The 25,583-nt window shown below is 55.6% G+C and carries 23 protein-coding genes; 11 read left to right on the forward strand and 12 right to left on the reverse strand.

Translation table 11 applies throughout. From position 1 onward, the window contains the following. The first annotated feature begins 22 nt into the window (after positions 1 to 22). The 3 genes from ACR0C3_RS06560 to ACR0C3_RS06570 are packed head-to-tail and all read left to right on the forward strand — an operon-like array spanning position 23 to position 1,734. Positions 23 to 343 (forward strand): hypothetical protein, encoded by a 321-nt coding sequence (locus ACR0C3_RS06560; protein WP_170666240.1) that lies wholly within the window; start codon positions 23 to 25, stop codon positions 341 to 343. 49 nt (positions 344 to 392) lie between these two features. Further along, on the forward strand, positions 393 to 1,109 hold the full coding sequence (locus tag ACR0C3_RS06565) for a HupE/UreJ family protein (protein ID WP_480757799.1): 717 nt from the start codon (positions 393 to 395) through the stop codon (positions 1,107 to 1,109). 13 nt (positions 1,110 to 1,122) lie between these two features. Further along, positions 1,123 to 1,734, forward strand: coding sequence for a transmembrane anchor protein (locus tag ACR0C3_RS06570; RefSeq protein ID WP_480757800.1), 612 nt, complete (start codon positions 1,123 to 1,125; stop codon positions 1,732 to 1,734). A 143-nt stretch (positions 1,735 to 1,877) separates the two neighbouring features. Here ACR0C3_RS06570 and ACR0C3_RS06575 read toward each other — a convergent pair whose 3' ends face one another. From ACR0C3_RS06575 to ACR0C3_RS06585, 3 genes are all read right to left on the reverse strand, one after another. Continuing rightward, positions 1,878 to 3,146: a sensor histidine kinase gene (locus ACR0C3_RS06575; protein ID WP_480757801.1), complete on the reverse strand. Its 1,269-nt coding sequence runs from the start codon at positions 3,144 to 3,146 to the stop codon at positions 1,878 to 1,880. 74 nt (positions 3,147 to 3,220) lie between these two features. Beyond that, complete coding sequence (locus tag ACR0C3_RS06580) at positions 3,221 to 3,880, reverse strand: response regulator transcription factor (RefSeq protein WP_170375774.1); 660 nt, start codon at positions 3,878 to 3,880, stop codon at positions 3,221 to 3,223. 37 nt (positions 3,881 to 3,917) lie between these two features. Next, entirely contained in the window at positions 3,918 to 4,547 is a 630-nt protein-coding gene (locus ACR0C3_RS06585; protein ID WP_480757802.1) for a PepSY domain-containing protein, read from the reverse strand. Positions 4,548 to 4,726: 179 nt separating this feature from the next. Between ACR0C3_RS06585 and ACR0C3_RS06590 the strand changes: the two genes are divergently transcribed. Beyond that, positions 4,727 to 5,860: a hypothetical protein gene (locus tag ACR0C3_RS06590; protein ID WP_480757803.1), complete on the forward strand. Its 1,134-nt coding sequence runs from the start codon at positions 4,727 to 4,729 to the stop codon at positions 5,858 to 5,860. 239 nt (positions 5,861 to 6,099) lie between these two features. On the opposite strand, the gene ACR0C3_RS06595 is transcribed toward ACR0C3_RS06590, so the two are convergent. Next, positions 6,100 to 6,288, reverse strand: coding sequence for a hypothetical protein (locus ACR0C3_RS06595; protein ID WP_170638051.1), 189 nt, complete (start codon positions 6,286 to 6,288; stop codon positions 6,100 to 6,102). Between the two features lie 302 nt (positions 6,289 to 6,590). Between ACR0C3_RS06595 and ACR0C3_RS06600 the strand changes: the two genes are divergently transcribed. From ACR0C3_RS06600 to ACR0C3_RS06620, 5 genes are all read left to right on the forward strand, one after another. Further along, positions 6,591 to 7,010: a hypothetical protein gene (locus ACR0C3_RS06600; RefSeq protein ID WP_480757804.1), complete on the forward strand. Its 420-nt coding sequence runs from the start codon at positions 6,591 to 6,593 to the stop codon at positions 7,008 to 7,010. Between the two features lie 357 nt (positions 7,011 to 7,367). Then, the gene (locus ACR0C3_RS06605) at positions 7,368 to 8,906 is read left to right on the forward strand and encodes a cryptochrome/deoxyribodipyrimidine photo-lyase family protein (RefSeq protein ID WP_480757805.1); all 1,539 of its coding nucleotides are present in this window, start codon (positions 7,368 to 7,370) and stop codon (positions 8,904 to 8,906) included. Between the two features lie 2 nt (positions 8,907 to 8,908). Next, positions 8,909 to 9,040 (forward strand): DUF2256 domain-containing protein, encoded by a 132-nt coding sequence (locus ACR0C3_RS06610; RefSeq protein WP_170552600.1) that lies wholly within the window; start codon positions 8,909 to 8,911, stop codon positions 9,038 to 9,040. Beyond that, positions 9,037 to 10,272 carry an FAD-binding domain-containing protein gene (locus ACR0C3_RS06615; protein WP_480757806.1) on the forward strand — a complete coding sequence of 412 codons (1,236 nt, stop codon included), beginning with the start codon at positions 9,037 to 9,039 and terminating at the stop codon, positions 10,270 to 10,272. The genes ACR0C3_RS06610 and ACR0C3_RS06615 overlap by 4 nt, the downstream gene beginning before the upstream one ends. A gap of 27 nt (positions 10,273 to 10,299) precedes the next feature. Then, positions 10,300 to 11,793 (forward strand): cryptochrome/photolyase family protein, encoded by a 1,494-nt coding sequence (locus tag ACR0C3_RS06620; protein WP_480757807.1) that lies wholly within the window; start codon positions 10,300 to 10,302, stop codon positions 11,791 to 11,793. Positions 11,794 to 11,868: 75 nt separating this feature from the next. On the opposite strand, the gene ACR0C3_RS06625 is transcribed toward ACR0C3_RS06620, so the two are convergent. The 7 genes from ACR0C3_RS06625 to ACR0C3_RS06655 all read right to left on the reverse strand — a co-directional run bounded on the left by ACR0C3_RS06625 (position 11,869) and on the right by ACR0C3_RS06655 (position 19,392). Further along, on the reverse strand, positions 11,869 to 13,365 hold the full coding sequence (locus ACR0C3_RS06625) for a mannitol dehydrogenase family protein (RefSeq protein ID WP_480757808.1): 1,497 nt from the start codon (positions 13,363 to 13,365) through the stop codon (positions 11,869 to 11,871). Further along, on the reverse strand, positions 13,365 to 14,138 hold the full coding sequence (locus ACR0C3_RS06630; RefSeq protein ID WP_480757809.1) for an L-iditol 2-dehydrogenase: 774 nt from the start codon (positions 14,136 to 14,138) through the stop codon (positions 13,365 to 13,367). The genes ACR0C3_RS06625 and ACR0C3_RS06630 overlap by 1 nt, the downstream gene beginning before the upstream one ends. Continuing rightward, on the reverse strand, positions 14,135 to 15,139 hold the full coding sequence (locus ACR0C3_RS06635; RefSeq protein ID WP_170375758.1) for an ABC transporter ATP-binding protein: 1,005 nt from the start codon (positions 15,137 to 15,139) through the stop codon (positions 14,135 to 14,137). Before ACR0C3_RS06635 ends, ACR0C3_RS06630 begins: the two co-directional genes overlap by 4 nt. 12 nt (positions 15,140 to 15,151) lie before the next feature. Beyond that, a complete protein-coding gene (locus tag ACR0C3_RS06640; RefSeq protein WP_068333782.1) occupies positions 15,152 to 15,982 on the reverse strand; it encodes a carbohydrate ABC transporter permease in 831 nt (276 codons plus the stop codon). 12 nt (positions 15,983 to 15,994) lie between these two features. After that, positions 15,995 to 16,861 carry a carbohydrate ABC transporter permease gene (locus tag ACR0C3_RS06645; RefSeq protein WP_170375757.1) on the reverse strand — a complete coding sequence of 289 codons (867 nt, stop codon included), beginning with the start codon at positions 16,859 to 16,861 and terminating at the stop codon, positions 15,995 to 15,997. Positions 16,862 to 16,970: 109 nt separating this feature from the next. After that, positions 16,971 to 18,272, reverse strand: coding sequence for an ABC transporter substrate-binding protein (locus tag ACR0C3_RS06650; protein ID WP_170471559.1), 1,302 nt, complete (start codon positions 18,270 to 18,272; stop codon positions 16,971 to 16,973). A 94-nt stretch (positions 18,273 to 18,366) separates the two neighbouring features. Beyond that, entirely contained in the window at positions 18,367 to 19,392 is a 1,026-nt protein-coding gene (locus tag ACR0C3_RS06655) for a LacI family DNA-binding transcriptional regulator (RefSeq protein WP_170375753.1), read from the reverse strand. 913 nt (positions 19,393 to 20,305) lie between these two features. On the opposite strand from ACR0C3_RS06655, the gene ACR0C3_RS06660 reads away from it, so the two are divergent. Then, entirely contained in the window at positions 20,306 to 20,716 is a 411-nt protein-coding gene (locus tag ACR0C3_RS06660) for a Rap1a/Tai family immunity protein (RefSeq protein ID WP_480757810.1), read from the forward strand. Between the two features lie 754 nt (positions 20,717 to 21,470). On the opposite strand, the gene ACR0C3_RS06665 is transcribed toward ACR0C3_RS06660, so the two are convergent. Further along, entirely contained in the window at positions 21,471 to 22,112 is a 642-nt protein-coding gene (locus tag ACR0C3_RS06665) for an NADPH-dependent F420 reductase (protein ID WP_480757811.1), read from the reverse strand. A gap of 172 nt (positions 22,113 to 22,284) precedes the next feature. Between ACR0C3_RS06665 and ACR0C3_RS06670 the strand changes: the two genes are divergently transcribed. Further along, positions 22,285 to 25,575: an adenylate/guanylate cyclase domain-containing protein gene (locus ACR0C3_RS06670; protein WP_480757812.1), complete on the forward strand. Its 3,291-nt coding sequence runs from the start codon at positions 22,285 to 22,287 to the stop codon at positions 25,573 to 25,575. Positions 25,576 to 25,583 lie beyond the last annotated feature (8 nt).

Consider the following 25,583-nt stretch of genomic DNA (forward strand, 5'->3'; position numbering starts at 1 on the left):
TCAAAGATATACGCAGAATGCGATGGCAGCTTTACTCTGCCTGTCTTTGATCTTTTGGTCGCTTCAGCCAAACGTGGGCCATGCTCCGACAGTGATTGAAACTGTGCAGGAGCATTTGCAGATCATTGCAGAGCACGGGCATACCCATGGCTTTGAAGAAGATTTGTTGTGGGCGATGCACGGGCACAGTCATGATGGTGCAGATCACGACCACAGCCAAATGGTCATACCGGAACCGGAAAATGCGCTGTCACTGGCCTCGCTCTCAGATGACAGGGCGTTCGACCGAGTGCCGGACGGCCCAACCAAGAACTACGGTATAGACCGGCCTCCGCGCGTGTGAAGTCGCCCCAATCGGGGTTTTCGACTTCACATAACAACGGAGAACATCCATGAATCTAATCTCACGGGGTCTGGACAGGCGCGCGACGCTCCTGCTGGCCCTCACTATAACCAATCTGGCGCTGAGCACGTCTCAGGTGCTGGCTCATAACGTCACGGAAGGCGATGCGGGCTATATCCAGGAAATCTGGGGCGTGAACATCATCCCCTTAATGTATCTTGGCGCCAAACACATGGTCACTGGCTACGATCACATCCTATTCCTGCTTGGCGTCGTGTTCTTTCTCTACCGAGCCAAGGATGTCGGCATCTATGTCAGCCTCTTTGCGATCGGTCACTCGACGACAATGCTGTTGGGCGTTTGGTTCGGCTGGGGTGTAAACGCATATATCGTCGACGCCATAATCGGCCTTTCGGTTGTCTACAAGGCGCTCGACAATCTTGGTGCGTTCCAGCGCTGGTTGGGGTTTCAGCCAAATACCAAAGTAGCGACGCTGGTTTTTGGCCTGTTCCACGGACTGGGTCTGGCGACCAAAATTCTCGACTATGATATCGCTCCCGAAGGGCTTCTTGCCAATCTGTTGGCGTTCAACGTGGGTGTGGAACTTGGCCAGCTTACAGCCCTTGCGATCATCCTTATCGTCATGGGGTTCTGGCGCAAAAGCCCGTACTTCTTCCAGCAAGCTTACAGCGTAAACGTCATCATGATGACCCTCGGGTTCATCCTGATGGGCTATCAGATCACCGGCTATTTTGTCGCCGCGTAACGGAGTTCAGAACATGTTCAACAAAGAAAGACCAAGTCTTGAGGAACTGCCAAGCTCGGCACAGCTTATTCGCTCGACCGTCATTGCAGGTGCGTCTGCCGCTGTGATCCTTGTCACGGTGGTATTGCCGGCCGAATACGGGATCGATCCGACCGGCGTTGGCCGCGTGCTCGGGCTGCAAGAGATGGGCGAGATTAAATCGCAACTTGCGGACGAGGCCGAAGCTGACCGCAATCTCGAAAGCCAGGATCAGTCGAGCCTGATGAACGACGTCCTTGGCCTGTTTGTCGGGTCGGCTCATGCGCAGGAGGCCGAGGTTTGGCAGGACGAAACCAGCTTTATACTGACGCCCGGAGAGTCGGCTGAATGGAAGCTGGTCATGGAAGAAGGCGCGACGGCTGACTACCGCATGGCCGTGACAGGCGGTCGGGTGAACTTCGATCTGCATGGTCACGGTGGCGGTCAGTCGACCACTTATGAGAAAGGCCGCGGGTCGACCGGTGCCGAGGGCACGATTGAAGCGGCCTTTGCCGGTGAACATGGCTGGTTCTGGCGCAACCGAGATTCTGGTGACGTATCAGTGATGGTACAAGTCCGCGGGGACTACAGCGAGATCGTCGACTAAACGAAGTACCCGCCGCGCAGGTTTTCTGCGCGGCGGGCCATTTAGGCAAAGGGAGTTTAGTACTGCATCATATCAATACACTGTCCACGCCCGTCTTGGCGCCGTGTGGCGACGTGGTAGGACGCTGTCGCCAATTTGCTCATCTATTGGCTATGTGTGTCGCGCCCAATATTCACCTTACAGGCCAAGCCCCCCAGGCGCTTCGATGTTCCAAGTTCCAGCGTTCCACCGTAGGCGGCCAATAAATCAACAGAAATAGGCAGCCCCAGTCCTGTTCCTTTTACAGAGGTATCGAGGCGACCGCCGGAACGCAGGACCTCAAGCCGGGCCTCCTCTGGGATTCCGGGTCCGTCGTCCTCGACGCGAAGTTCGATGCCGCTGCCCGTGCGCCTGGCGGTGATTTGGAATGTCGTCCGGCTCCACTTGAGGGCATTGTCGAGGAGGTTCCCGATCACTTCCTCGATGTCCTGTGGGTCTATGCGAACGTGAAGACCAGCCTCGCAATTCGAAACAAGCGTCTTCCCCTCGCGTTCGGCCATCACCGAGAACAACCGGGACAGTCGTTCCACCGAATTCGACAGGTCTGTCCTGGAATGGGTCAACTCTCCGGTGTTTGATGCGCGCATGCGCGCAAGTGAACGGCTAAGCTGGGCGTCAATTCGGGTTAGGGCTTCTTCCGCAGGCTCTGTGTGTGCACCGGCATCCGACAGTTCTGCCAATTCGTTCCGCAAGATAGCCGTCGGTGTTTTGAGGGCATGCGCCAGATCTGCCGCTTGTCTTCTTGAACCTGAGACAATCTCGCGGTTTCGATACAGCAGTTTGTTGAGATCTTCCACCAGGGGAGAAACCTCCTCCGGGTAGTCTTCGGGAGCCAGCTCATCGCCTCGATCCCAACGATGAGCGACATCGGCGCGCAATTTCCGGAGCGGGCCAACAATGGCGGACATCAACAAAAGAGAACTTGCTACTCCGATCAACCCAACCAATCCGAAAACCGGGAGCAGGTATCTTTGTGCAGCGCTGCGTTCGTTGATCAGTTCGCTCCTGCTTTCGGCGACAGTTACGCCCCACTCCGTTCCGTCTTCGAACGTGATCTTTTGATAGACGCTGCGAATGGCTTCGCTATCTGGACCGGAGGTGTTCCAAATGATTGTTTCGTTATTTCCGCGCGGAGGCTCGGCGATCGTTTCATCAAAGAGTGAAGCGGATGTATAGATTGCGCCGGTACTGTCCGTTACTTGCCAATACCGCCCCGAATATGGCGTGCTATACGCAGGATCGAATACCAACTGCCGTAGGGTTTCAGGGTCATCCGTGGTGGCGCTGAGGCCAACAACAACCTGCGTGTGCCGGTCTTGTAGCGTTGCGTCGAACTGCTCCAGAACGCGCGTATTGATGTAGGAAAACACCATCAGCGTACCGACCCCTACGGACAGCGCTCCCGAAGCGATACCTCCGAGTAATGCCCGTTGGCGCAACGAGAGCATTAGGCGGAATCAATCATATAGCCGCGACCCCGGACGGTTGTGATCAAATCGGAGCCCAGTTTTTTGCGCAGGCGGGTCACAAATACTGCAATAGTGTTGGAATCTCGGTCGCCGTCATATTCGTAGATGTGTTCAGACAGCTCAGTACGCGACACCATGCGACCGATGTTGTGCGCCAGATAGGTCAGCACGGCGATCTCCTGCGCGGTCAAATCGACAGGTATGCCCCCAACGGTGACCCGACCATTCCGCGTATCCAGAGAAACCTCACCCATCTCTATCACGGGGTTCAACTGACCGCTCTGACGTCGCAAGATGGCCCGTACCCGTGCCGCCAATTCAGGCATGTGGAACGGCTTGGTCATATAGTCATCCGCGCCGGCATCTAGGCCGTCGACGCGTTCGCTCCAGCCATCTCTGGCCGTCAGGATCAATACCGGGGTTTTGACACCCGCGCTGCGCCATTCGCGCAGGACCGAAATGCCGTCACGCTCAGGCAGGCCGATGTCGAGGATGATCATGTCGTACGGCTCAGTCGACCCCAGATGCAGGGCATCTGTACCATTGTTGGCCACGTCGACCACGCGACCTTCCGCACCCAATAGCTTTTTGACTTGCTCACAAAGCTGGGGTTCGTCTTCAGCAAGGAGTATTCGCATATCCAGAGACTACAGCTAAATCAGCGCGATCTTAACTCTAATTTTTGCCGCCACCGTTGCCGCCACTGTTGCCGCCACCGTTGCCGCCGCCATTGCCGCCACCGTTGCCGCCGCCATTGCCGCCACCGTTGCCGCCACCGTTGCCGCCACCATTGCCGCCACCGTTGCCGCCGCCATTGCCACCGCCGTTGCCGTTGCCGTTTCCATTTCCACCGCCGTTGCCGTTGCCGCCAGCATTGCTTCGACCTGCACTGTTCCCACGGGTGGCAGAGGCGCTCTGACCGTTGTTGCTTTGGGATTTGGTCGAATTGCGTGCGGCTTCGGAAATCTCGCGCCCGGTACTTGAGCGGTTCGAGACGACTGTGCCGGTTTCGGCGTTCACGATCACGCTGACGATCTTTCCGCCCGGCTTTTTGACCAGAATACGATAGTAGATCTTGTCTGTTTTGAATGCGCGCGCATCAACAGGGGTTCCGCCGTATGCTTTCTTCACGCCTTTGATGACACGGTTCAGCCGTATTGCACTGCCTGACAACGTCGCCATGCGCAGTTCAGACTGTTTGAGTTCGCGTGCATCTGCCGCCGCTTGTCCCCCGGACAAGGCGGTTAGCAAAGCTGCAACCACAAAAAACGCTTTGGCCTGCATAACACCCTCAAACACCTTCATTGAAGACTACTAGGCCAGACATGAACCGATGATGAACAAGCAGTTAGCCCTGCGTTCAAGCGACCTCAAGTTAAATCAGTGGCAAGGGCTTTGATTCGACTGCGAGTCATACTGCCGAAACACTGTGGTCAACCTCAGCACGCTGATTGTCGTTGCTGAAGGTTTTGAGGAGATTGAAAATGAAAACCACCAAGTGCGGACTGCTTAAAGCTTCGACGATCGCGATTGCCTTGTTGGGGTCAACGGCCATTGTAGCCAGCGTCGCAGCTCCTGATTTTGCTTATGCCAAGCCGGGTAACGGTAATGGTGGCGGCAATGGCGGTGGAAACGGCAATGGAGGCGGAAACGGTGGTGGTAACGGCGGCGGAAACGGCAACGGCAACGGCGGTGGCAATGGAAACAGCGGCGGCAATGGCAACGGTGCTCAGGGAGATCGCGGAGACAACAGCTCGGCTGGAAATGGTAGCCGTGGCAACGGGGCAGACAAAAGCCGTGGCGGCACCAGAGTCGGGATATTCGGACAAGGGAAAACAAAGTCTCAGTCTGCTCGGTCCGGTACGAAAAAAGGCGGCGGGTTCTCTCTGAAAGATCTGTTCAACGGGAATGGCAAAACTCGCAAAACGGCAACCACCTCAAGGGTTGCCACGACAACCCTTCGAACGCAGAAGGCCAAGGTGCAAAAAACGGTTCGTCAGACTGTCATTGTAGAAGAGTCCAAGCGTCCCGTTTCCCGCACCAAAGGTAATCGTATGGCTGCGCTGCTTGGTGCACACCCGTCCGAGTTGGGCGCACTGAACGCGGCCAATGCAAGTCCAACGGCCCTCGCCAATGCTGCGCCCAATTCGCGGGTTGGCCGAATTGCCACGTACCGCGACACTGTGCTGGCCGGAGAACCCTTGCGCGAGGAACTGGAAGAACAGTTGGAGCTCCTTGAGGGGCTGGAAGAACCAGATCGGACAGTTCAAGAAATCGAGGATGACTTGGAAGTCGCATTGGGTGAGGTTCAAACCAACCGGGACACGGTCGCAGAGCTTGAACAGGCATTGGAGGACGCGGGTGGTAGCGATCCGGATATCGAAGCACAGCTAGAAGATGCCCAAGCTGATTTGGACGCTTCGATTGATGAAGCCCAGACTTTGAATGACGAGAGACAGGCAGCCATTGAATACAACGAAGCTGTTGAAGAGGTGGAAGAGCTGACAGAACTTGTAGAAGAGCAAGATCTGGCTGAACGTGAGGCCCTGGAAGCTGCTGCCAACAAGCCTGTCACCGATGCAGTCGAGGAACAGGTCAAAGCCCTGCTGGGACTGTGACCTGAGGCTTCCCGGCCATCGCCAGCCTCTACTTCAGGATGAACTGAAGGCGGGAGCGTCGATAAGCCTTTCGGATACCAAGTTGGCAGGTCAACCCAGTCGACCTGCTAGGCGCAAACTCTTGATGATTGCGATGCGCAGCAAGAAAATCCCGCCCCAAGTTGGGACGGGATTTATGTTACAATTCCGATGTTTAGGACGAATATCGAGAATTGTCGGGGGGGTCAGCTGGTTTGCCTTCAGAAGTTCTGGTGAGCCTCGGATAGCCGCTTGTTTTTTATGATCTCTGTCAGTGCATTTTCAATAGGAGGGAAGCGGCTATTGCTCGAATTCATCGTGGTTTGCAGGCGCTCTTCAGCAGATTCGCTAGAGGTCCGCATCGCAATTTCAGTGCTGCGATCTTCAGTCATAAAGGCAGGCTTGACCATTTTGTTCCCCTTGTTTTCGTCAAACGATATATGTCTCGTTCGATCCAACTTAGTCAGTATGCCTAAAGTTGTTTGAACCCACTGCGAATACACTGTTCACGTTCGGTTAATGTTGTTTACGAAATAAGAACAAACGATTTGTCCGGTCGTGCGCCTCTTCAATTACCTCATTCCAACTTGACGGTTTGAAAGGTCGTTAGCTGAGTCTGTCGTGCCACCGAACCATCGCGTCATAGTGGTAGACTTCAGCGGTAAGCCAGTCTCCGCCTATTGTATTGGCCAAATCCCGACGGGGATCATAAATGGAAGACGCAGTTAAAGGAGGCAAAAGGATGAAAACGGCTCTAGCAATCACAGCGACGGTGTTCGTAATGCAAACCGGGCCGGTTGCGAGTGCGAGTTTTGACGTCCAGTCTCTTGATCTTAGAAAGACTGTTGGGTCGCACAATGCTATGCAGCCTGTTCTAGTGAAATCAAAAGCAGGACATTGCCCACCGGGCTTGGCCAAAAAAGCAGTTCCGTGCGTCCCCCCCGGACAAGTCAAACGATACCGAGCTGGGGATTACATCTACGATGGCTATGTGCGAATCAACGATCCCTACAGATATGGTCTGAAAAGAAACGGTTACTATGTGCGGGCCGGAAACTATGTCTACGAGGTAGATCGACGAACGAACGAAGTTCTGAACCTGATCGGTGCAATAGCGGATATTCTCAACTGACGGCCAAATGGCGTAAAAAGAAAACTGGGGAGAATCGGCTGATCCGTAGGCCGTCAAGTGCAGCCTTTTCCTGCCATGGGCCAACAACCTCAATTGCTACAATGCGACCCGCCAAAACTTACATTCGTTACAACCGAAAGATTGTGGAGTAGGTTGCGGACGCGGACTAAGCCGTCCTTCGATGTCTGGCGGTGAGCAATTTTGTTGCGCTTTATTGCCAGCAACTAAACCGAGGGAAAGCGCAGTAACGGGCACTACCTGCAGTCGCCGACATGCAGGCAAAGACGTCGCGATCATTCTGCAAAGACAGTACTTTTTCTGATCCGTTGCATTCCATGACGCGTAGTCACTCAATGAATGACTTGGGTGAGGTGTACGGATTTGCAAGTCGTCTGGTTCAAGCGAGATCTCCGTGTTTTGGATCATGCGGCCTTGGCACGCGCGGCCAGAGTTGGCCCCGTGTTGCCGCTATATGTTGTTGAACCTGAACTGTGGCTGCAGCCTGATGCCTCAGAACGGCAATGGAGTTTTGTTTCTGAAACACTTGCGGAATTGCGGGAGGCAACCGCTCAGTTGGGGCAGCCACTCGTCGTTCGTATCGGGACAGTGATTGAGACACTTACGGAGCTGAAAAAAAAGGGATTTCTGGAGGGCTTATGGTCTCACGAGGAGACGGGCAACGATTGGACCTATCGCAGGGATCAAGATGTCGCTGCCTGGTGTCGCGACGCGGGTGTCCCTTGGCATGAGATTCAGAACCACGGTGTTATCCGCCGACTGAAGTCACGAGACGGCTGGGCGAACCATTGGGACGTGCAGATGTCGCAACCTACAGAAAAGGCACCGCAGCTTGCGCCATTGCCCATAGAGCTTGGCGCGCTCCCAAGCAGCAAAGATCTTGGCCTTGCAGGGGCCGTATGTACGGGTCGGCAGAAAGGTGGGCGTCAAGTGGGGCTGGGGCTTTTGAACAGCTTTCTGAACAAAAGGAGCATTGACTACCAACGTGCAATGTCCAGCCCGTTGAGTGGTGCGACGGCATGTTCGCGGCTGTCTCCCTTTATTGCGTGGGGCGCGATCTCTGTTCGCGAAATTGCGCAACAGACGGAAAATGCGCGGCGCACGCTTCCCGCAGGTGCAGGGAAGTGGCAGAAATCGATGCGATCCTTTTCAGCGCGTTTGCACTGGCATTGTCATTTCATTCAAAAGCTGGAGGACGAACCGCAAATAGAGTTCGAAAACCTTCACCCGCTCTATGATGGCTTGCGCCCCAAGGAACCGGATGCGGCGCTTTTGCAAGCCTGGTCAACAGGTGAGACAGGGTATCCTTTCTTGGACGCCTGCATGCGATCTCTGCGCGCGACGGGTTGGTTGAATTTCCGCATGCGGGCAATGGTGATGGCAGTCGCAAGCTATCATTTGTGGCTGCATTGGCGTTCGCCGGGCCTGCATTTGGCCAGGATGTTCACCGACTATGAGCCAGGTATCCATTGGAGTCAGGTCCAGATGCAATCTGGCACAACCGGCATCAACACCATCCGTATTTACAACCCCGTAAAACAAGGCCGGGATCAGGATCCGAACGGCATATTCATTCGTCGGTGGGTGCCAGAACTGGCAGAGATACAGGATGCACATCTGCATGAACCTTGGCATGCGGACAATGCGGGTGCGGTTCTTGACCGAAAATATCCTATGCGCGTGTTTGACCACCTGGCGGCGGCAAAGGCTGCGCGAGAAAAGGTGTGGGCGGTGAGGCGCGGGCCCGAATTTCGCGATCGAGCGCACGCAATCGCCTCCAAACATGCAAGCCGAAAGACTGAACGCTCTCGTAAAAGAAAAGCCAGAACAACGCGGAATGCGGCTCAACTTGACCTACCGTTCGGAGACATCACGTGAAGATGCGCAAGAAGGCGGATTTGCCGCAAAAGATCTGTCCAGTCTGCCAACGTCCCTTCGTGTGGCGTAAGAAATGGGAGAAGGTCTGGGATGATGTCAAATACTGCTCGAAACGCTGCAAGGCTGCCGCATGACTTTGGAAGTTCCTGTGGCGGATAACGCTTTTGAACAGCAGCAGTTCGAACCTACGCGCGCCTCAGGCCTGAGGCGTCTGGAGCAATTTTTACCCCGCGCTGGACGCGACTATGCGCAAAGTCGAAATTATGACTTTGGCCCCAATCGACGCGGCAATGTATCGACTCTCTCGCCCTGGCTACGACACCGCTTGCTAACTGAGGAAGAGGTTCTGTCACGCGTTCTGTCCGCACATGGTGAAAAGCTTGCCGACAAGTTCATTCACGAAGTGTTTTGGCGCACGTATTTCAAAGGCTGGTTGGAGCAACGGCCAAGTGTTTGGTTTAGCTACCAAAGAAACTTGGTGGCACAATTGGAGCGTTTGGAAAACGATGCAACATTGAATGCGGCGTATCGGGATGCTGTCTCAGGACATACGGGTATCGAGTGTTTTGATCACTGGATGCGCGAGTTAAACGCGACAGGGTATCTTCATAACCACGTGAGGATGTGGGTGGCCTCCATTTGGATTTTCACGCTCAGACTCCCCTGGGAACTGGGCGCAGATGTCTTCATGCGCCACCTCGTAGACGGCGATCCGGCATCAAATACGCTAAGTTGGCGTTGGGTGGCGGGTCTCCACACAAAGGGAAAAACCTATCTCGCGCGCGCCGACAATATCGCGAAATACACCGATGGGCGGTTTCAGCCCCAAGGCTTGGCCAACGTCGCTGAGCCGCTGGTTGAGACAGCAGATCATCCACGTATCGAATTCAACCCGCAGTCAGAAAAACCCCTCTCAAAGCCATATCTGCTGCTGGTGACAGAGGAAGACATGTCCGCAGCAGATATCACATTACTTCGCCCCTCAGGTGTGGTCGGTCTGCTTGCCACAGATGGTCGTTCACCGGGTCAGGTCGGTGATTTGCCATCTGCTTTTGTCGAACACGCAATGAATAGCGCACTCTCGCCGTTTGGAGAGATTGGGCAGGCCAAGGATGATTGGTCCGAGCCCCTGATCAGGGCTGCCCAAGCAAACAATGTTGATACGATTGTCACCCCCTATTGTCCCATCGGTCCGACACGCGTGTGCTTGGACCGTGCCGAACCGAAGCTGAACGAGGCCGGCATTCATTTGCGTCGTCTGTTGCGTCCTTACGATGCGCACGCATGGCCGCACGCTAGGGCAGGGTTCTTTGGCTTCAAGAAGAAGATCCCGTCCATAATGCAGGCCCTTAATCTGACTTGCTAGCCGTTTAAACAAAACCGGGAAAACGCCGTGACATACGCCGCAATTGTGCTTCCAAATCAAATTTTTGCAGAACACCCCGCATTTGATATGCCGCTGCAAAAGGTGATCTTGTTTGAAGACCCGTTGTTCTTCGGTGACCCGCAGTATCCCGCCAAAATGCACAAGCAGAAGCTCTGGCTCCATAGGGCGAGCATGGCCCGGTTTCGCCAAGAGCTCGAGATCAAGGGCTTTGATGTGGACCTCTTTGAGTATGAGCCCTCCGCGAAAGCGTGCCTTCATTTGTTCGAACGGCTTTCTCTGGATCAGATTTCTCGGGTCGTGATGGCTGATCCCGTCGATTCAGTTGTTGAAAAGCGTTTAAGTGAGGCATCGCAAGCAACAGGAATTGCGATTGAATTCCTGCCTTCGTCCGGCTTTCTGAACACACGTGCCAGCAATCAGGCATGGTCTGCCGGCCGAAAACGTTGGTTCATGGCGGAATATTACAAAAGCCAGCGACGCCGATTGAACATCTTGCTTGAGAACGATCAGCCCTTGGGCGGCCAGTGGAGTTTCGACGAAGACAATCGCAAAAAGGTTCCAAAAGCCCTGCTACAAAGCTTGCCTTGGATAGATTGGCCGCAGCACGACAGTGTGGACCAAGCGGCGAAAGACAACGTTCTGTCTGAATTTCCCGACGCGCGCGGACATCTCGATACTCTTTATTATCCAACTTCGCACGCGGCTGCACTGGCGTGGCTTCACCAGTTTTTGGAACGGCGTTTCGAGCAGTTCGGTGATTTTGAGGATGCGATTGTTGATGGCGAAAGTTGGCTTTGGCATGCTGTCCTTACACCTGCATTGAACATTGGCTTGATCACGCCACAGCAAGTCATTGACGCAACTCTGGACCATGCCCAGCGTAAGAATACGCCCCTCAACTCTGTAGAGGGGTTTGTCCGTCAGATCATAGGGTGGAGAGAGTTCATGCGCGCCACCTATGAGGACTTGGGCGTACGTATGCGCACAACCAATCATTGGCGTCACAACCGACCAATGCCTTCGTCCTTCTATGACGGCACAACAGGGATAGACCCGATTGACGATACGATCAGACGGATCCTGCATACAGGCTACTGCCACCACATCGAAAGGCTGATGGTTCTAGGCGGGTTTATGTTCTTGTGTGAAATCAAACCAGACGACGTCTACCTGTGGTTCATGGAAATGTTCGTAGACAGCTACGATTGGGTCATGGTTCCAAATGTTTATGCAATGAGTCAAAACGCGGATGGTGGGCTGATCACGACCAAGCCCTATTTTTCAGGATCAAATTACATTCGGAAGATGAGTCATTGGGGCAAAGGCGAATGGGCCGAGATTTGGGACGGCTTATATTGGCGCTTCATTTTCAAACACAAAGACACGCTTTCAAAAAATCCGCGTTGGGCCATGATGTGTCGCACAGGCGATAGGATGTCGCTGGAAACAAAAGAGAAGCATCTGGAAAAGGCCAACTCTTTTCTGGCCGAATTGAACTGAGTGCAACTACGGTTCCGCTCAATGAGGGTTAGGGAAGTTTACGCCCATTGCGTGTCACGATTAGTGTTGCTTTGCCTATGAGGTGGTATAGTCGGTTACCGCTGCTCGGCAACCAACTTGCCAGATTGTGGACAGCCAAGCGGAAAACGCTTCTGCAAACCGCGTATTGCCAGCTAGCTCACCATAATACTGGCTTTGCTCGATCCACAATTTCGGATCGGCCTTGGAGGCCCGAGCAGTGTTTTGCAAATGCTCCCATTGGGGGTCGTTTGGCGCGATCTCCGAGCCATCTTCACGAACGCCTGCGCACATCCGGCACCAGAAGGCTTCGGCCAGTGCCAAACCAGTCAGAGAACGGCCGGAAGCAATGGCATCGCGCAACGAAGGCAGCAAGAACCCGGGATGTCGTGAAGACCCGTCAAATGCCACGCGACGTGTCGTGTCGCGGATGGTGCTGTTTGCAAATCGCTTTTCAACCAATCCAAGATATTCAGTTGGCGTGGTGCCGGGAACGGCTTCGACATAGGGCAAGATCTCTTCTGTCTGAACCTTCTCGAAAAACGCTACGATGTCCGGATCCTGCATGCAGTCTGAAATCGTCGGTACGTTCAGAATTTCCCCAATATTGGCAAGCAGCTGATGACCTCCGTTCAGGATGCGCAGCTTCATCATTTCATATCCGTGAACATCGTGGGTCATCGTAACCCCAGCCTGTTCGAGCGGCGGTCGCCCGGCACAGAAGTCATCCTCGACGACCCATTGACGAAAATTCTCATGCGAGACCGGAGCGCGATCGTCGATTCCAAGCGCCCGACATTGCGAAATGACCTGCTCGGTCGTCGCGGGCACGATGCAATCCACCATCGAGTTCGGGAATGCGCCCTTTTGGGCGATCCAGTCGGCCAGCTCCGTGTCGACCAGACGTGCCAAACCAACAATGCAGGTCTTTAGAATTGCGCCGTTGCCCTGAAGATTGTCGCAGCTAAGCGCCGTAAACGGTTCCAATCCATTCTCACGTCTTTGCCTGTATGCCTCGACCATCGCACCGAATACTGTGCGTGGCTCATGCGGGTTCTTCGCATCGTACCTTATGTCTTCATGATCCAAGTTGAACACGCCGGTGTTGGCATCCAGAAAATAGCCGCCCTCGGTTACAGTCAGGGACACAATTCTGATAGACGGATCAGCCATCCGGCGGATGAGTGCTGCGTTACCTGCCTCAATCGGCAGATAGTCGATCATCGGGCCTATGACCTCTGCGGATATTCCTTGTGGATCCAACTCGATCAACGTGGTCAGGCAATCCTGCGCCAACAGCCTCTCACGCATCTCAGCGTCGTAGCTGCGCACTCCGGCTCCGATAATGCCCCAATCGTAGGCTTGGCCCTGCTGCAAGAGCTGATGAATGTACCACGCCTGGTGGGCGCGGTGGAAATTTCCAAGACCGATATGAACAATGCCCGGCGTCAGCTCCGAACGCTTATAGTTAGGGGTGCCGACAGTCGCTGGGAGGTCTGCAAGCCTGTCTTGCCGCAGCTGGATCAGAGGGTTTGAGTGTGCCACTGGGTTCATCAGCTCATCCAATTTCCACCGTCGACATTGTAGGTTTGTGCAACGATGTATTTTGCCTCGTCCGAGGCGAGAAACACTGCCATGCCTGTCAAGTCTTCGGCCCGGCCCATGCGGCCATAGGGAACGGCAGCGGCCACTTCGCGTTTCTTCTGTCCCGGCAGTTTACCTTCGTGTTTGGCAAAGAACGCATCGACGCCGTCCCAGTGTTCGCCGTCCACCACACCTGGCGCGATCGCGTTCACGTTGATCCCGTGCGCGATCAGGTTCAGGCCCGCAGATTGGGTCAGGGAAATGATCGCGGACTTGCTGGCACAATAGACGGCGACCAGCGGTTCACCGCGCCGCCCGGCTTGCGACGCCATATTGATGATCCGGCCTTTGGTGCCATGTGCGATCATATGGCGCGCGACGGCTTGCATGGTGAACAAGGCACCGGCAACGTTGATGTCAAAGACACGCTCATAGTCCGCGCGCTCAATCTCGACAATCGGGGCGGCGGTGAAGATCGCCGCGTTATTGATCAATACATCGATCGGGCCGAAATGCGATGCCGTGTGGGCAATGGCGCCGTCGATACTCTTTTGGTTCGTCACGTCCATTTCGACGGCCAGAGCGGACGCGCCGATTTCGGCTGCGGCCTGGTGGGCGCGTTCGATGTCGATATCCGCGATGGCAACACGTGCGCCTTCTGCGACATAGGATTTGGCAAAGGCCAGCCCGATGCCGCGCGCGGCCCCGGTGATCAGAGCGATTTTGCCATTCAGACGGGTCATTCGATCCGCAGTCCTTTTTCGTCGAAGCGGTGGATGACGTCGGCCCGTGGCGTCAGGTGAATACGATCCCCGTGACGGAACCCTACCTCGCCATCGGCGCGAACCGTGATCGTCTCGGCCAATCCGGTGTCGTGGACGTGGAAGAAGGTGTCCGAGCCCAGATGCTCTGAGACGCTGACAACCCCGGACCACTCGCCCTCGGTTTCTGAAACAGCGATATGTTCCGGGCGGATGCCGATGGTTTTCGCGCCATGTTTTGCGGCCTCTTCGCCCTCGATGAAGTTCATCTTGGGCGAACCGATAAAGCCCGCGACAAACAGGTTGCGCGGTGTGCGATACAGCTCCAGTGGGCTGCCGACCTGTTCGATTACTCCGGCCTGAAGGACAACGATTTTGTCAGCCATTGTCATGGCTTCGACCTGATCGTGGGTCACGTAGATCATCGTGGTCGCCAGGCGTTCGTGCAGCTCACTGATCTCTAGCCGCATGCCAACGCGAAGTGCCGCGTCGAGGTTTGACAGAGGTTCGTCGAACAGAAACGCCGCTGGTTCTCGCACGATAGCGCGCCCAATGGCGACCCGCTGGCGTTGGCCGCCCGACAGCTGGCCGGGGCGGCGGTCCAGATAGTCGGTCAGGTTTAGAACGCTGGCGGCACCTTCGACGCGTTTGTCGATCTCGGCCTGATCCAGTTTCGCCATCCGCAGGGGAAAGGCGATGTTCTTGCGTACCGTCATGTGGGGGTAGAGAGCATAGGACTGGAACACCATCGCCAGCCCTCGTTTCGCGGGTGGCACATCAGTGGCGTCCGCCCCGTCAATGTCGATAGAGCCCGAGGTGATATCCTCCAACCCAGCGATCAGACGCAGCAGGGTGGATTTTCCGCAGCCCGAGGGGCCGACGAAAACGGTGAACTCGCCATCTTCGATGGTCAGGTCCAGCGGTGGAATGACCTGTACGTCGCCGAAGCTTTTGGTCACGGACTTGAGTTGAATACGTCCCATGTGTCGTGTTCCTTATTTCACAGCGCCGAAAGTCAGGCCGCGGACAAGTTGTTTCTGGCTGAACCAGCCGAGGATCAGGATTGGTGCAATTGCCATGGTCGAGGCCGCGCTGAGCTTGGCAAAGAACAGGCCTTCGGGGCTGGAATAGCTGGCGATGAACGCTGTCAGCGGAGCCGCGTCGACGGCGGTCAGGTTGAGGGTCCAGAACGCCTCGTTCCACGCCAGAATGAAGTTCAGCAAAACGGTCGAGGCGATACCGGGGATGGCCATGGGGGTGAGAACATAGAGAATTTCTTCTTTCAACGTCGCCCCGTCCATCCGTGCGGCTTCCAGGATCTCACCCGGAATTTCGCGAAAATAGGTGTACAGCATCCAGACGATGATCGGCAGGTTGATCAGCATCAGGACGACGACCAGTCCTCCGCGTGTATCTAGCAGGCCCAACCGAATGAACAGCAGGTAGATCGGGTAGAGAACGCCGACCGCAGGCAGCATCTTGGTGGACAGCATCCATAGCAGGATGTCCTTGGTGCGCTTGGACGGCACAAAGGCCATCGCCCAAGCAGCGGGGACGGCGATGATGACGCCCAGAATAGTCGAGCCCCCGGCTATGATGACCGAATTCCACAGGAACCGCATGTAATCGGACCGTTCCTGCACGATGGCGTAGTTTTCCAACGTCCAGTTGAAGTTCAGGAACAGCGGTGGGCTGGCGATCGCCTGTGCCTCGGTCTTGAAGCTGGTCAGGATGGTCCAGAGGATCGGGAAAAAGATCAGCAAACCAACGGCCCAAGCGAGGGCGGTATTCAGCGATTTGCGGCGGGTTGTGACAGCGCGGGCCATGTTCTTACCTCCTCACGCGTCCAGGTTCTTGCCGACGATGCGCATCAAGAAGATCGCAACGATGTTGGCTAAGATGATTGCGTAGACACCTCCGGCTGATCCGAGACCAACATTCTGGCTTTCCAGCACACGCTGGAAGATCAGGTAGGTGAGTGTACGGGTGCCGAATGCGCCGCCGGTGGTCACGAAGATCTCGGCGAAGATCGACAAAAGGAAGATTGTCTGGATCAGGATCACGATGGTGATCGCGCGGCTCAGATGCGGCAGGATGATGTGGTAGAACCGCTTCAGGACCGGCGCGCCGTCCATCTCGGCCGCTTCCAACTGCTCACTGTCCAGCGACTGGATTGCGGTCAGCAAGATGAGGGTCGCAAAAGGCAACCACTGCCATGAGACGATCATGATGATTGAGGTCATCGACGCCTCGGACAACCATGAGATCGGCTCGGCCCCGAAAAAGCGCCACAGATGGGCCAGCAGGCCGTTTACCGGATCCATGAACATGTTCTTCCAGACCAGCGCGGACACAGTGGGCATGACGAAGAAGGGTGCAATCACAAGGATGCGGACAACCCCTTGACCCCACATCGGTTGGTCCAAAAGCATCGCCAGGAGGATGCCCAGGATAACGGTGATGACCAGAACCCCTCCGACGATCACAAGCGTTGCCTGAACCGCGGGCCAGAAGGAGCTGGACGATACGAACCGGACGTAGTTGTCGAAGCCGACCCAGCCCAGATCGCCACCGCGCAGGGGCAGATATTTCTTGAAGGAAAAATACAGCGTCATCGTCAGGGGCACGAGCATCCAGCCAAGCAGCAGGACCACTGCAGGTGCCATCATCAGGCGCGCGACGGATCGGGAATGTTGAGTAGCCATTACGCAAACCCTCTCTGTTCAGGCGTAGCTTAGCCTGCGAGAAAAATGTGGGTTGTGGAAGGGGTGAGCGGGGGGGCAGCTCTTCTGCCCGCCCGCGTGGGAGGATGCCTCAGTACCCTGCGGCTTCCATTTCTTCGGCGGTGAAGGCCTGCGCTTTGGCAAGTGCTTCCTCAACCGTTTGCTGTCCGGCGTAGACTGCCGAGAACTCTTGGCTGACCTGTGTCGCGATACCCGCGAACTCTGGGATCGCAGCGAACTGGATACCAACGTATGGGACAGGTTTGACCGTTGGGTTGTTTGGATCAGCGGACAGGATCGAGTCCAGCGTCATCTTGGCAAACGGAACCTTCTGGTATTCCGGGTTCTCATACAAAGAGGAGCGCGCACCCGGCGGTACATTTGCCCAACCTTCGTTTTCAGCAACCAGCTCAATATAGTCTTTAGACGTTGCCCATTCGATGAACTGCTTGGCTGCGTCTTCTTGCTGTGTACCGGCCGGAATGGCCAGTGCCCAAGCCCAAAGCCAATTGGAGCGTTTGCCCAATCCGGTGTCGGGTGCCAGCGCAAAACCAACGCTGTCCGCGACGGTTGAGTCGTCCGGGTTGGTCACGAATGACGCCGCAACAGTGGCGTCGATCCACATGCCGCATTTGCCTTGCTGGAACAATGACAGGTTCTCATTAAACCCGTTGGTAGCATAGCCTGCCGGACCGGATTCCGTCATCATTTCAACGTAGAAGTTCAGCGTGTCAGACCATTCGGGCTGATCGAACTGGGGCTTCCAATCTTCGTCGAACCAGCGCGCGCCGAAGGAGTTGGACATCGCCGTGATGAACGCGCCGCCTTCACCCCAACCGGCTTTGCCACGTAGGCAGATGCCGTTGATGTCGGCGTCTCTGTCGGTCATCGCCGCCGCTGCTTCTTTGATGAATTGCCAACTAGGCGCCTCGGGCATTTCCATGCCCGCCTTTTCCATCAGGTCAGTACGGTACATGATCATCGAGCTTTCGCCGTAGAACGGCGCCGCATACAGCGTTCCGTCATGGCTTAGACCGCCCGACATCGCCGGCAAAATGTCACCGACGTCGTACTCTTCGGACAGTCCGTCAAGCGGCACCAGCCAGCCATTTGCGCCCCAAATCGGGGTCTCGTACATGCCGATGGTCATGATGTCGAACTGACCACCTTTGGTGGTGATGTCAGTGGTCACGCGCTGGCGCAGTACGTTTTCTTCCAGCGTCACCCATTCGACGTCGATACCCGTCGCTTCGGTGAATTTGTCGGTATAGCCCTGCATCCGGATCATGTCGCCGTTGTTTACTGTGGCGATCGTGATGGATTGTGCGTGGGCCGCGGCCGTCGCGACGAACGTCAAAGCTGTCGCCGCACGAAGTGCGTGTTTCAAGTACATCCCTGTCCTCCCTGAGCTTGGATGCTGTGCAGAAAGACTAGTTCAAGATTTGTCGCGGCGTCAATAAAAACTTTACGCGCGTTAATTTTTGGCGCTATGCGGATTCCCTGAGAACCAATCGTGCCGGGAAGAGGGTTTCTGTCCGCTTCTCAAATTTCCCTCCGTTTTCAATGAGTTCGAAAAGCGTTTCGACACTTCGGGCCGCCACATTGTCATAGTCATGCGCCGCGGTTGTCAGTGAGGGGCATGTGAACTTTGCAAAGGGATGATCGTCGTTCGAGGCCACACGCAGCGCGCAATCCTCTTTCCGCCCGACGCGAATCCCCTGTTCAAAACACGCTGCCAGAAAGCCGATCGCCAATCGGTCATTGCTGCACAAAACCGAATCCGTGCGTAACTTGCGTTCATCCAAAACTTTGAGCGCACCCTGTCGACCAATCTCCTCAAAGGCCCAGCCAGCGCCTTCGATTTTGATCACATGCGGCTCAAAACCCAGGCGCTCCATCACCTCGACATATGCCTTCCGCCGTTTGTTGGCGTTGGGGTTTGCAGGTGTCCGCATTTCGAAGAATGAGGGCGGCTCGCCAGTGCGGGTCATGTATTCCACGGTCTGAGACACAAAGCTGAAATTGTCGGACCCGATAAACGCCGCGCCCAAACCGTCAAGGTTACTGTCGAACAGAACCGTCGGCACACTGGCACAGAATTTCTCGATCGCTGACTTGTCAGAGATACGCCCCAAAGGCGCCAACAACACGCCCGCAGGTTTCAAGGATTGCAAACCGTCCAGGATTTCGTTTTCCAGCTTTTGTTCACCGTGAGCGCTGAAAAGGAACGGACGATACCCGGCTGCAATACAGCTTTGTTCAAGATACCGAGCGATTTCAGCAAAGAACGGATCAGCCAGATAGGGCACGACAATGCCGATATTCTTGGTCAGTTTACGGTTCTGGTTCACCGCATAGATGTTCGGGCGATAGTCAAACCGCTCCAGCGCCTCTTCGATACGCGCTCTTGTCGTTGGGCGAACGCTATCGGGATCGTGGAAGTATTTGGACACAGTGGGCCGCGAGATTCCGCTGAGCGCCGCGAACTCTTCCATATTCTTGATTTTGGTCATGCCAGTCTGCCTGCGGATCACAGCCGCTTTGATCTTATCTTACTTTTACATATTCTTTGCGCGCGCTAAAAAGATCAATAGCCAGTCAAGTTCCGTGTATTTCTGCAGGCGCCGGGTTTGAATGTATCTCGGGATTGATACCAGGACATCGGCGGTTAAGCTTGTTTGATCGAATTTTCGCGACGTCCTCAATGGGGAATACAACGTCTTCGCAACACCCCGGCTGGTCAGAGCAGCACCCAAACCTTTGGTGGAAGGCGACGCTTGATGCGTTGAACCAGCTTTCAGGGCCAATCGCGCTATCAGTGCGGTCGAATGACCTTGTTTCAGTCATTTTCTTTGGGCACGTGGGTCGGTTTTCTACCATCGTAGATAAACGCGTTTCAAACGCATTCGATCTGCTTGAATGTTTGCAGGAACTGGAACTCAGGGCTTTTTCACCTAAGTCGCCCCGCCTAACATTCCATTTTGGTGAAATTGGTGTCGAGCTGAAGATATACTTGGCGGAGGACCGTAGAGAATTTTGGTAGAGAGCCCATACTGGAAGTGCTGTTGTCCAGTATTTCGCCGACGCATAAAATTTCCGCCACCCCACCAGCTGCGTTTTAGACAAAGAAGCGGTCATTGATTAAGAGCGCAGCGAATTTTTAGCGCTAGCGTCCGAATTGCAGAACAAATCGCCTGATGTTGACGCGGCCAAATTCACTGCTGCATTGCTACGCCGAATAGACCGTAGCAATGCGGCACATTTCCCAAGCGTAGACATTAAAGGACGTCAAAGTTCCACGAATATGATCTGCGTCAAGGCGGAAATGCCGAGATTATGTTAAACATCTACAACTCGGGATCGAAAATGAGGTCTCCGAGAAATGCCGCTACTTCTGGCAAATGCTTGAAAGTAAGGAGGCGTGAAATGACAGCCAGAATTCTAAACTCAGCCGCAGCAGTGCTTTTATCGAGCATTGTTTCGCAAGCCGCTGCCGAAATGGATGGCCGTACACTTGCCGATATCTGCACTGACGGGGATGCGCTGCAACTGGGCTATTGTATGGGGTATATGGCCGGATATCGCGAAGGAAGAGACACGACTTGGCACATTGCCCGAACCACAAAAGGTTTGGTAAGCGAGCCATTTGAGAATACAGAAGAGTTTTCTGATCCGCTTCGCTCCGGCAGGTGTGTTTTTCCTAGACTGCCGAACCACCAAATGCGTGACATCGTGGTGAACTATATCTCGGATCACCCTGAGACATGGGGGGAGAGTGCTGGTTCAGCAATCTCAAAAAGCCTTTGGAGCGCGTTTCCCTGTGAAGAAAAAATGTAGCCGTTTTAAAGGCCAACGTGGTCAGCGTCGTGCAGAAGCACATAGTTCATACGTTTAGCGCAAGCCAAACCGATAAACTCATTTCGACCCGCAGTCGCGAATTGCCAATTGCTGCAAAGCGGTCCCTGGACGCTTGCCGGAGTGCTTTGCGCAATTCTGCAAGAATTCGCGGAGATTAAGAAAACAGAATTGTCTGCGCTGGCCGAAAGTCAGCCGGACCTCAATGACAGCAGAGAGTTGTCATCAAATGGTTGTGCCGATGATCCGAATGCTTGTCCGCGACTGCATGTTCCGCAACTAAGACATCCGACACAAATGCAGTGAAAGATCAGTTTCGAGTTGAACCAATTTGGCAGCTTTCGATGACCGCTATCGGGAAATGACGCTGTACCGTACCACTTCCGCATTTTGTGGTGTGGGCGTCGGCACGCTCGCTGCAGCCGCTAAAGGCCGGATTGTTCGCATAGCTGACGACTGTCCAGAAGGCTCCACCGTTTATTCCTGGGTCAGGACAGCTTGCCGTTTTGGCCCAATATTGCCGAAAGCCTGTACCCCTTCTGAGCGAAAGAGTTTCACGAAACTAGAAAGAACCGTATTGTAGGTGACACGGTCAGTCAGGCTGTCACGTCGGAGGTCAAGGATTGGCCGTCCGAAGCTCCAGCCCAGACGCATGGTGTAGGCCGCTTTTTGCAATATACCTTTGAAGCAGGCAGGGCGTCCTAGCCTGCCTGCTTCTCCGGGTATTCAAGCGGTATTATGCGTCTGAGCGCAGGATGACGGGCGTGATCCGCGTGCCTTCGCCCTGAACATAGGCCATCTGAATGATCAACTCGGCCAGAGGTTCCAGATACCGTGCACTCAGCATCGCCCCGCTATCGACCGGGTCATAATTGATGGCACGCACCAACTCGGCCACCGTTTCTTTTGCCCTAGCATCGTCCCCGGCAAGGAACACCTGAGGGCGGATGCCGCCATAGGTCGGATCCGAGTCAACGACATCCGCGAAGATCGCGTTGAAGGCCTTTACGACCGGAACGCCCGGCAGCTTCGACTGGCAAACCTCACCTGCGGATGTGGTATGCCCCAGGGTCAGAGCCATGTAGTCATCGGTCAGGGGGTTGGTGCAGTCGACCACCACCTTGCCTTCCAGCGATCCCAGAGTCTCCAATGTATCGTCCAGCGCCGTGAACGGGACGGCGATGAACACAACCTCGGCGTGTTGAACCAGATCGGTTGCAAGGCCACCTTTTATACCATGTCGGTCCGCAGCCTCGGCCCCCCGTTCGGCATCCCGCGAGCCGATGTGAACCACATGTTCCGTTGCAGAAAACCGGCGCGCAAGCGCGTTGGCGACATTGCCGGTTCCGACGATAAGCAAATTTCTTGAGTTGGGCACGACGACGTTCTTCCCCTTGATAATGTTGCGATTCCGAGGATAGTGGAATCGGTATCATGATGATAATTGTTTTTTGCGCTCTCTTTCAGATTGCAGCGCTTCATGCGGGCGGTTGGTGTGTTTCAGTCGTGCCGTAAGTGCCCGTTGGCAGGGTGAATGGTGAAACAACACGATGGCAATTGATCTCGACGATTGGCTGCGCGCGCTTGGAATGGAGCGCTACATCTCGGCGTTTCATGATCATGATGTGGACGGCAGCCTGCTTCCGACGATTACTGCAGAAGACCTCAGGGATATGGGGATCGCATCGGTTGGCCATCGCCGTCAGTTGCTGAACGCGATTGCCTTGCTGCGCAGCGGGCAGGCGTCGGACCTGGCAAAAGGCCCTTTTGCGGAAAAGGCGGATCGTAGCCACTCGGTCGCGCCGCAACAGCGACGGCAGCTGTCAGTGGTGTTTACGGATCTTGTCGGCTCGACCCAACTGTCCGAACAATTAGATGCAGAAGAGCTTTCGACCCTATTGACCAGCTACAAAAGCGCCGTGACCGAGATCGTCGAGGAGTATGGCGGCTTTGTCGCGCAGTATCTGGGAGATGGCGTTCTGGCCTATTTCGGCTGGCCGCAGGCCTATGATCATGACGCCGAACGGGCGGTCCGATCGGGGCTAAGCATCGCCGACTCGATGCACTTTCTGGGGCGGCCGCATGGGGTTAAGCTGAATTGCCGCATTGGCATCGCAACGGGCAATGTCGTTGTCGGAGACCTGATCCGCAACTCATATATCGAAGAGGATCAGGCCGTCGGGCGCGCGCCCAACCTGGCTGCCCGTATCCAGTTGATGGCAAAACCGGGCACCTTGGCGATCTCGGATGAAACCAAGAAGATTGTCGAAGGCAAATTCGATCTGACCGATCTGGGAAATCACAAATTGAAAGGCTTCCGCGGCGAGGTGCGTATCTGGCGCGTCGAAGGCGCAACGGACGGCCCTACCCCCGATTTCAAGCGTCGGTCAAAAGAAAAGCTGCCGATCATCAATCGCAAGGTTGAACTGGCCCAGTTGGATAGCGCGTGGGAGCGGGTCGAGCAGGGCGTACCGCGGTCGACGCTCATTTCTGGTGAGCCGGGGATCGGTAAGTCTCGACTGGTGGAAGAGTTCGTATCGCATGTGCTTGAGGCCGAGGGCGACGTTCTGCGCTTTCAATGCTCGCCCTTTCACACCAATGACGCCTTGTATCCGGTACTGAACCAAATCTGGTCTATGGTTTTGGGCGGGGGGCAGCTTTCGGCCGAGGACACGGCCCAGCGGCTGGAACAGATTTTTTCGGCTACAACCCTGGATCCGGGCAAGACAGCCTCATTGGCGGACGCCTTGATGCAGTTTCGCGAACACGGGCGCGACACCACGCTGCCGCTTGATGCGCTGGGACGGAAAGAGATGACGTTTCAGGCGCTGATTGCTCTGTTCGAATGGTATGTGCGCGACAAGAAAGTGCTGGTTGTCTTCGAGGACCTTCACTGGATCGACCCGACCACAAAAGAGCTTTTGGGACGGCTGCTTGAGACGTTCAAAGATGAGCAGGTCATGGTGCTGCTGACCGGCAGGCCCGCGTTTCAAACCGCGTGGGAGGTCAATACGCGCATCGAACTGACCCGGCTGTCCAACGAGGAAATCGGTGAGATTGCGGCGCATGTCTACGATCTGAAACCGGTGCCGATGCCGGTGCTGGAATTGATCGCGGATCGGTCCGACGGGGTGCCGCTTTTTGCAGAGGAGCTTTCCAAGTCGTTCATTGAAACCGGGGTCTTTGACCGATCCGATGGGGGCGGCACCTCGATTGATGAGACGGCGGTACCGACCACGCTGAACGAGTTGTTGGTCGCCCGCCTTGATCGTCACCCCGAATCCCGCCGGATACTGCAGACGGCTGCGGCCATTGGTCGGGATTTTTCCTTCGACGTTCTGTCTGCCGTGATTGATGAATCCGATCATGCGCTGTCGGCTCATTTAAACACGTTGGTATCGGCGCAGATTATTGTTCCCGCCCCGGCTGCGGCTCGCAGATACTCATTCCGTCACGCCCTGATGCGCGATGCAGCGTATGAGACCATGCTGCGATCCGTGCGTGCAATGGTGCATGCGCGTATTGCGGCTGTACTTGGTGCGCGGTTTCGCAAAATCACGCCCGCCCATGTTCTGGGCAGCCATTGGGGGTTGTCCGGCAACCATGCGGAAGCAACACGGTGCTTCCAGCAAGCGGCGGAGCAGGCAAGTTCGCGCTACGCGAATACAGAGGCCACGGCCTATTTCAAATCCGCGTTGAACCATCTGGAACAGGTCACCCTTTCGGACGGGTTACACCCCGGCACACTGCCGGAACGTGCCGATCTGCTGGAACAGCTTGGCACCGTCTTGACCTTGGTTCACGACCTTGACGGCGCGGTTGCGGCTTATCGTGAGGCCGTAGGGTTGGTTCAAGACAACCCGCGGAAAACTGCTCGGTTACACCGTCTGACCGGCAATGCCTTGCAACAGGATCGCGCGGGATCACTGGCCGAACTTGCCGCCGCCGAGGCCGCGCTGGATCAAACCGCGTGGCGGGACGACGCCGAGCTGCTGCGGGAGTGGATCGACATCCAGCTTAATACGCTAAACGTTCACTACTGGAGTGGGGACGGCGAAGCGATGTCTCAACTGGCGGCTGGACTGGCGCAGGATGTGGGCAGCATGACCGCCGAACAACGCGCCGAGTATTTCGATCAACTGGTGCTGCGTGACTTAAGAATGTCGCGTTATGATCCGACCGAGGACACGATTGAAACCGCATCGAACTATGTGTCTGCGGCTGAGGAAACTGGTAACCTCGCCATAGTTGCCTCGGCCATGTTTATCCTTGGGTTTGTCAATCTGCACTGCATCCGCCTGCCTCAGGCACAAGAGGCGATGAGCGCTGGTCTGGAGGCCGCGCGCCAATCCGGTCACCGCAAGATCGAGTTGCGCTGCATGACCTATCTATCCCTCGTCTACCGGCGCATGCACAACCCATCCGAGGCCACGCGCCTGTCTCACGAAAGCATTGCGCTGGCGCGGGAACTTCAAATGCATGAATACATCGCATTGGCAACCGCCAACCTGTCGTGGGAGGCTTGGCAGCGCGGCGCAGACAGCACAGCGTGCAAGCTGGCCCGTGACGCGATGGTTCAGTTCGAGAAGACCTCGATTGCTTACCCGTTTGAATGGTCCGCGCTGTTGCCTTTGATTGCATCCAGCCAGACTCAGAAAGACCTGTCAGAAGTACCCAACCTGTGCGCCCGCCTTCTGGACAGCAGCCAGCAAAACCTGCCCGAGACGCTGCGCAATGTCGTGGCAGATATCGCCACCCTGACAGGCTCGGACGACATGCCCCTGATCAAACAGCGCATCGCTGCGTTGATCGACGCTGCACGCTATTCTGGGTTCCTCTAACACGGCTC

Source organism: Ruegeria sp. CK3, assembly GCF_056536565.1.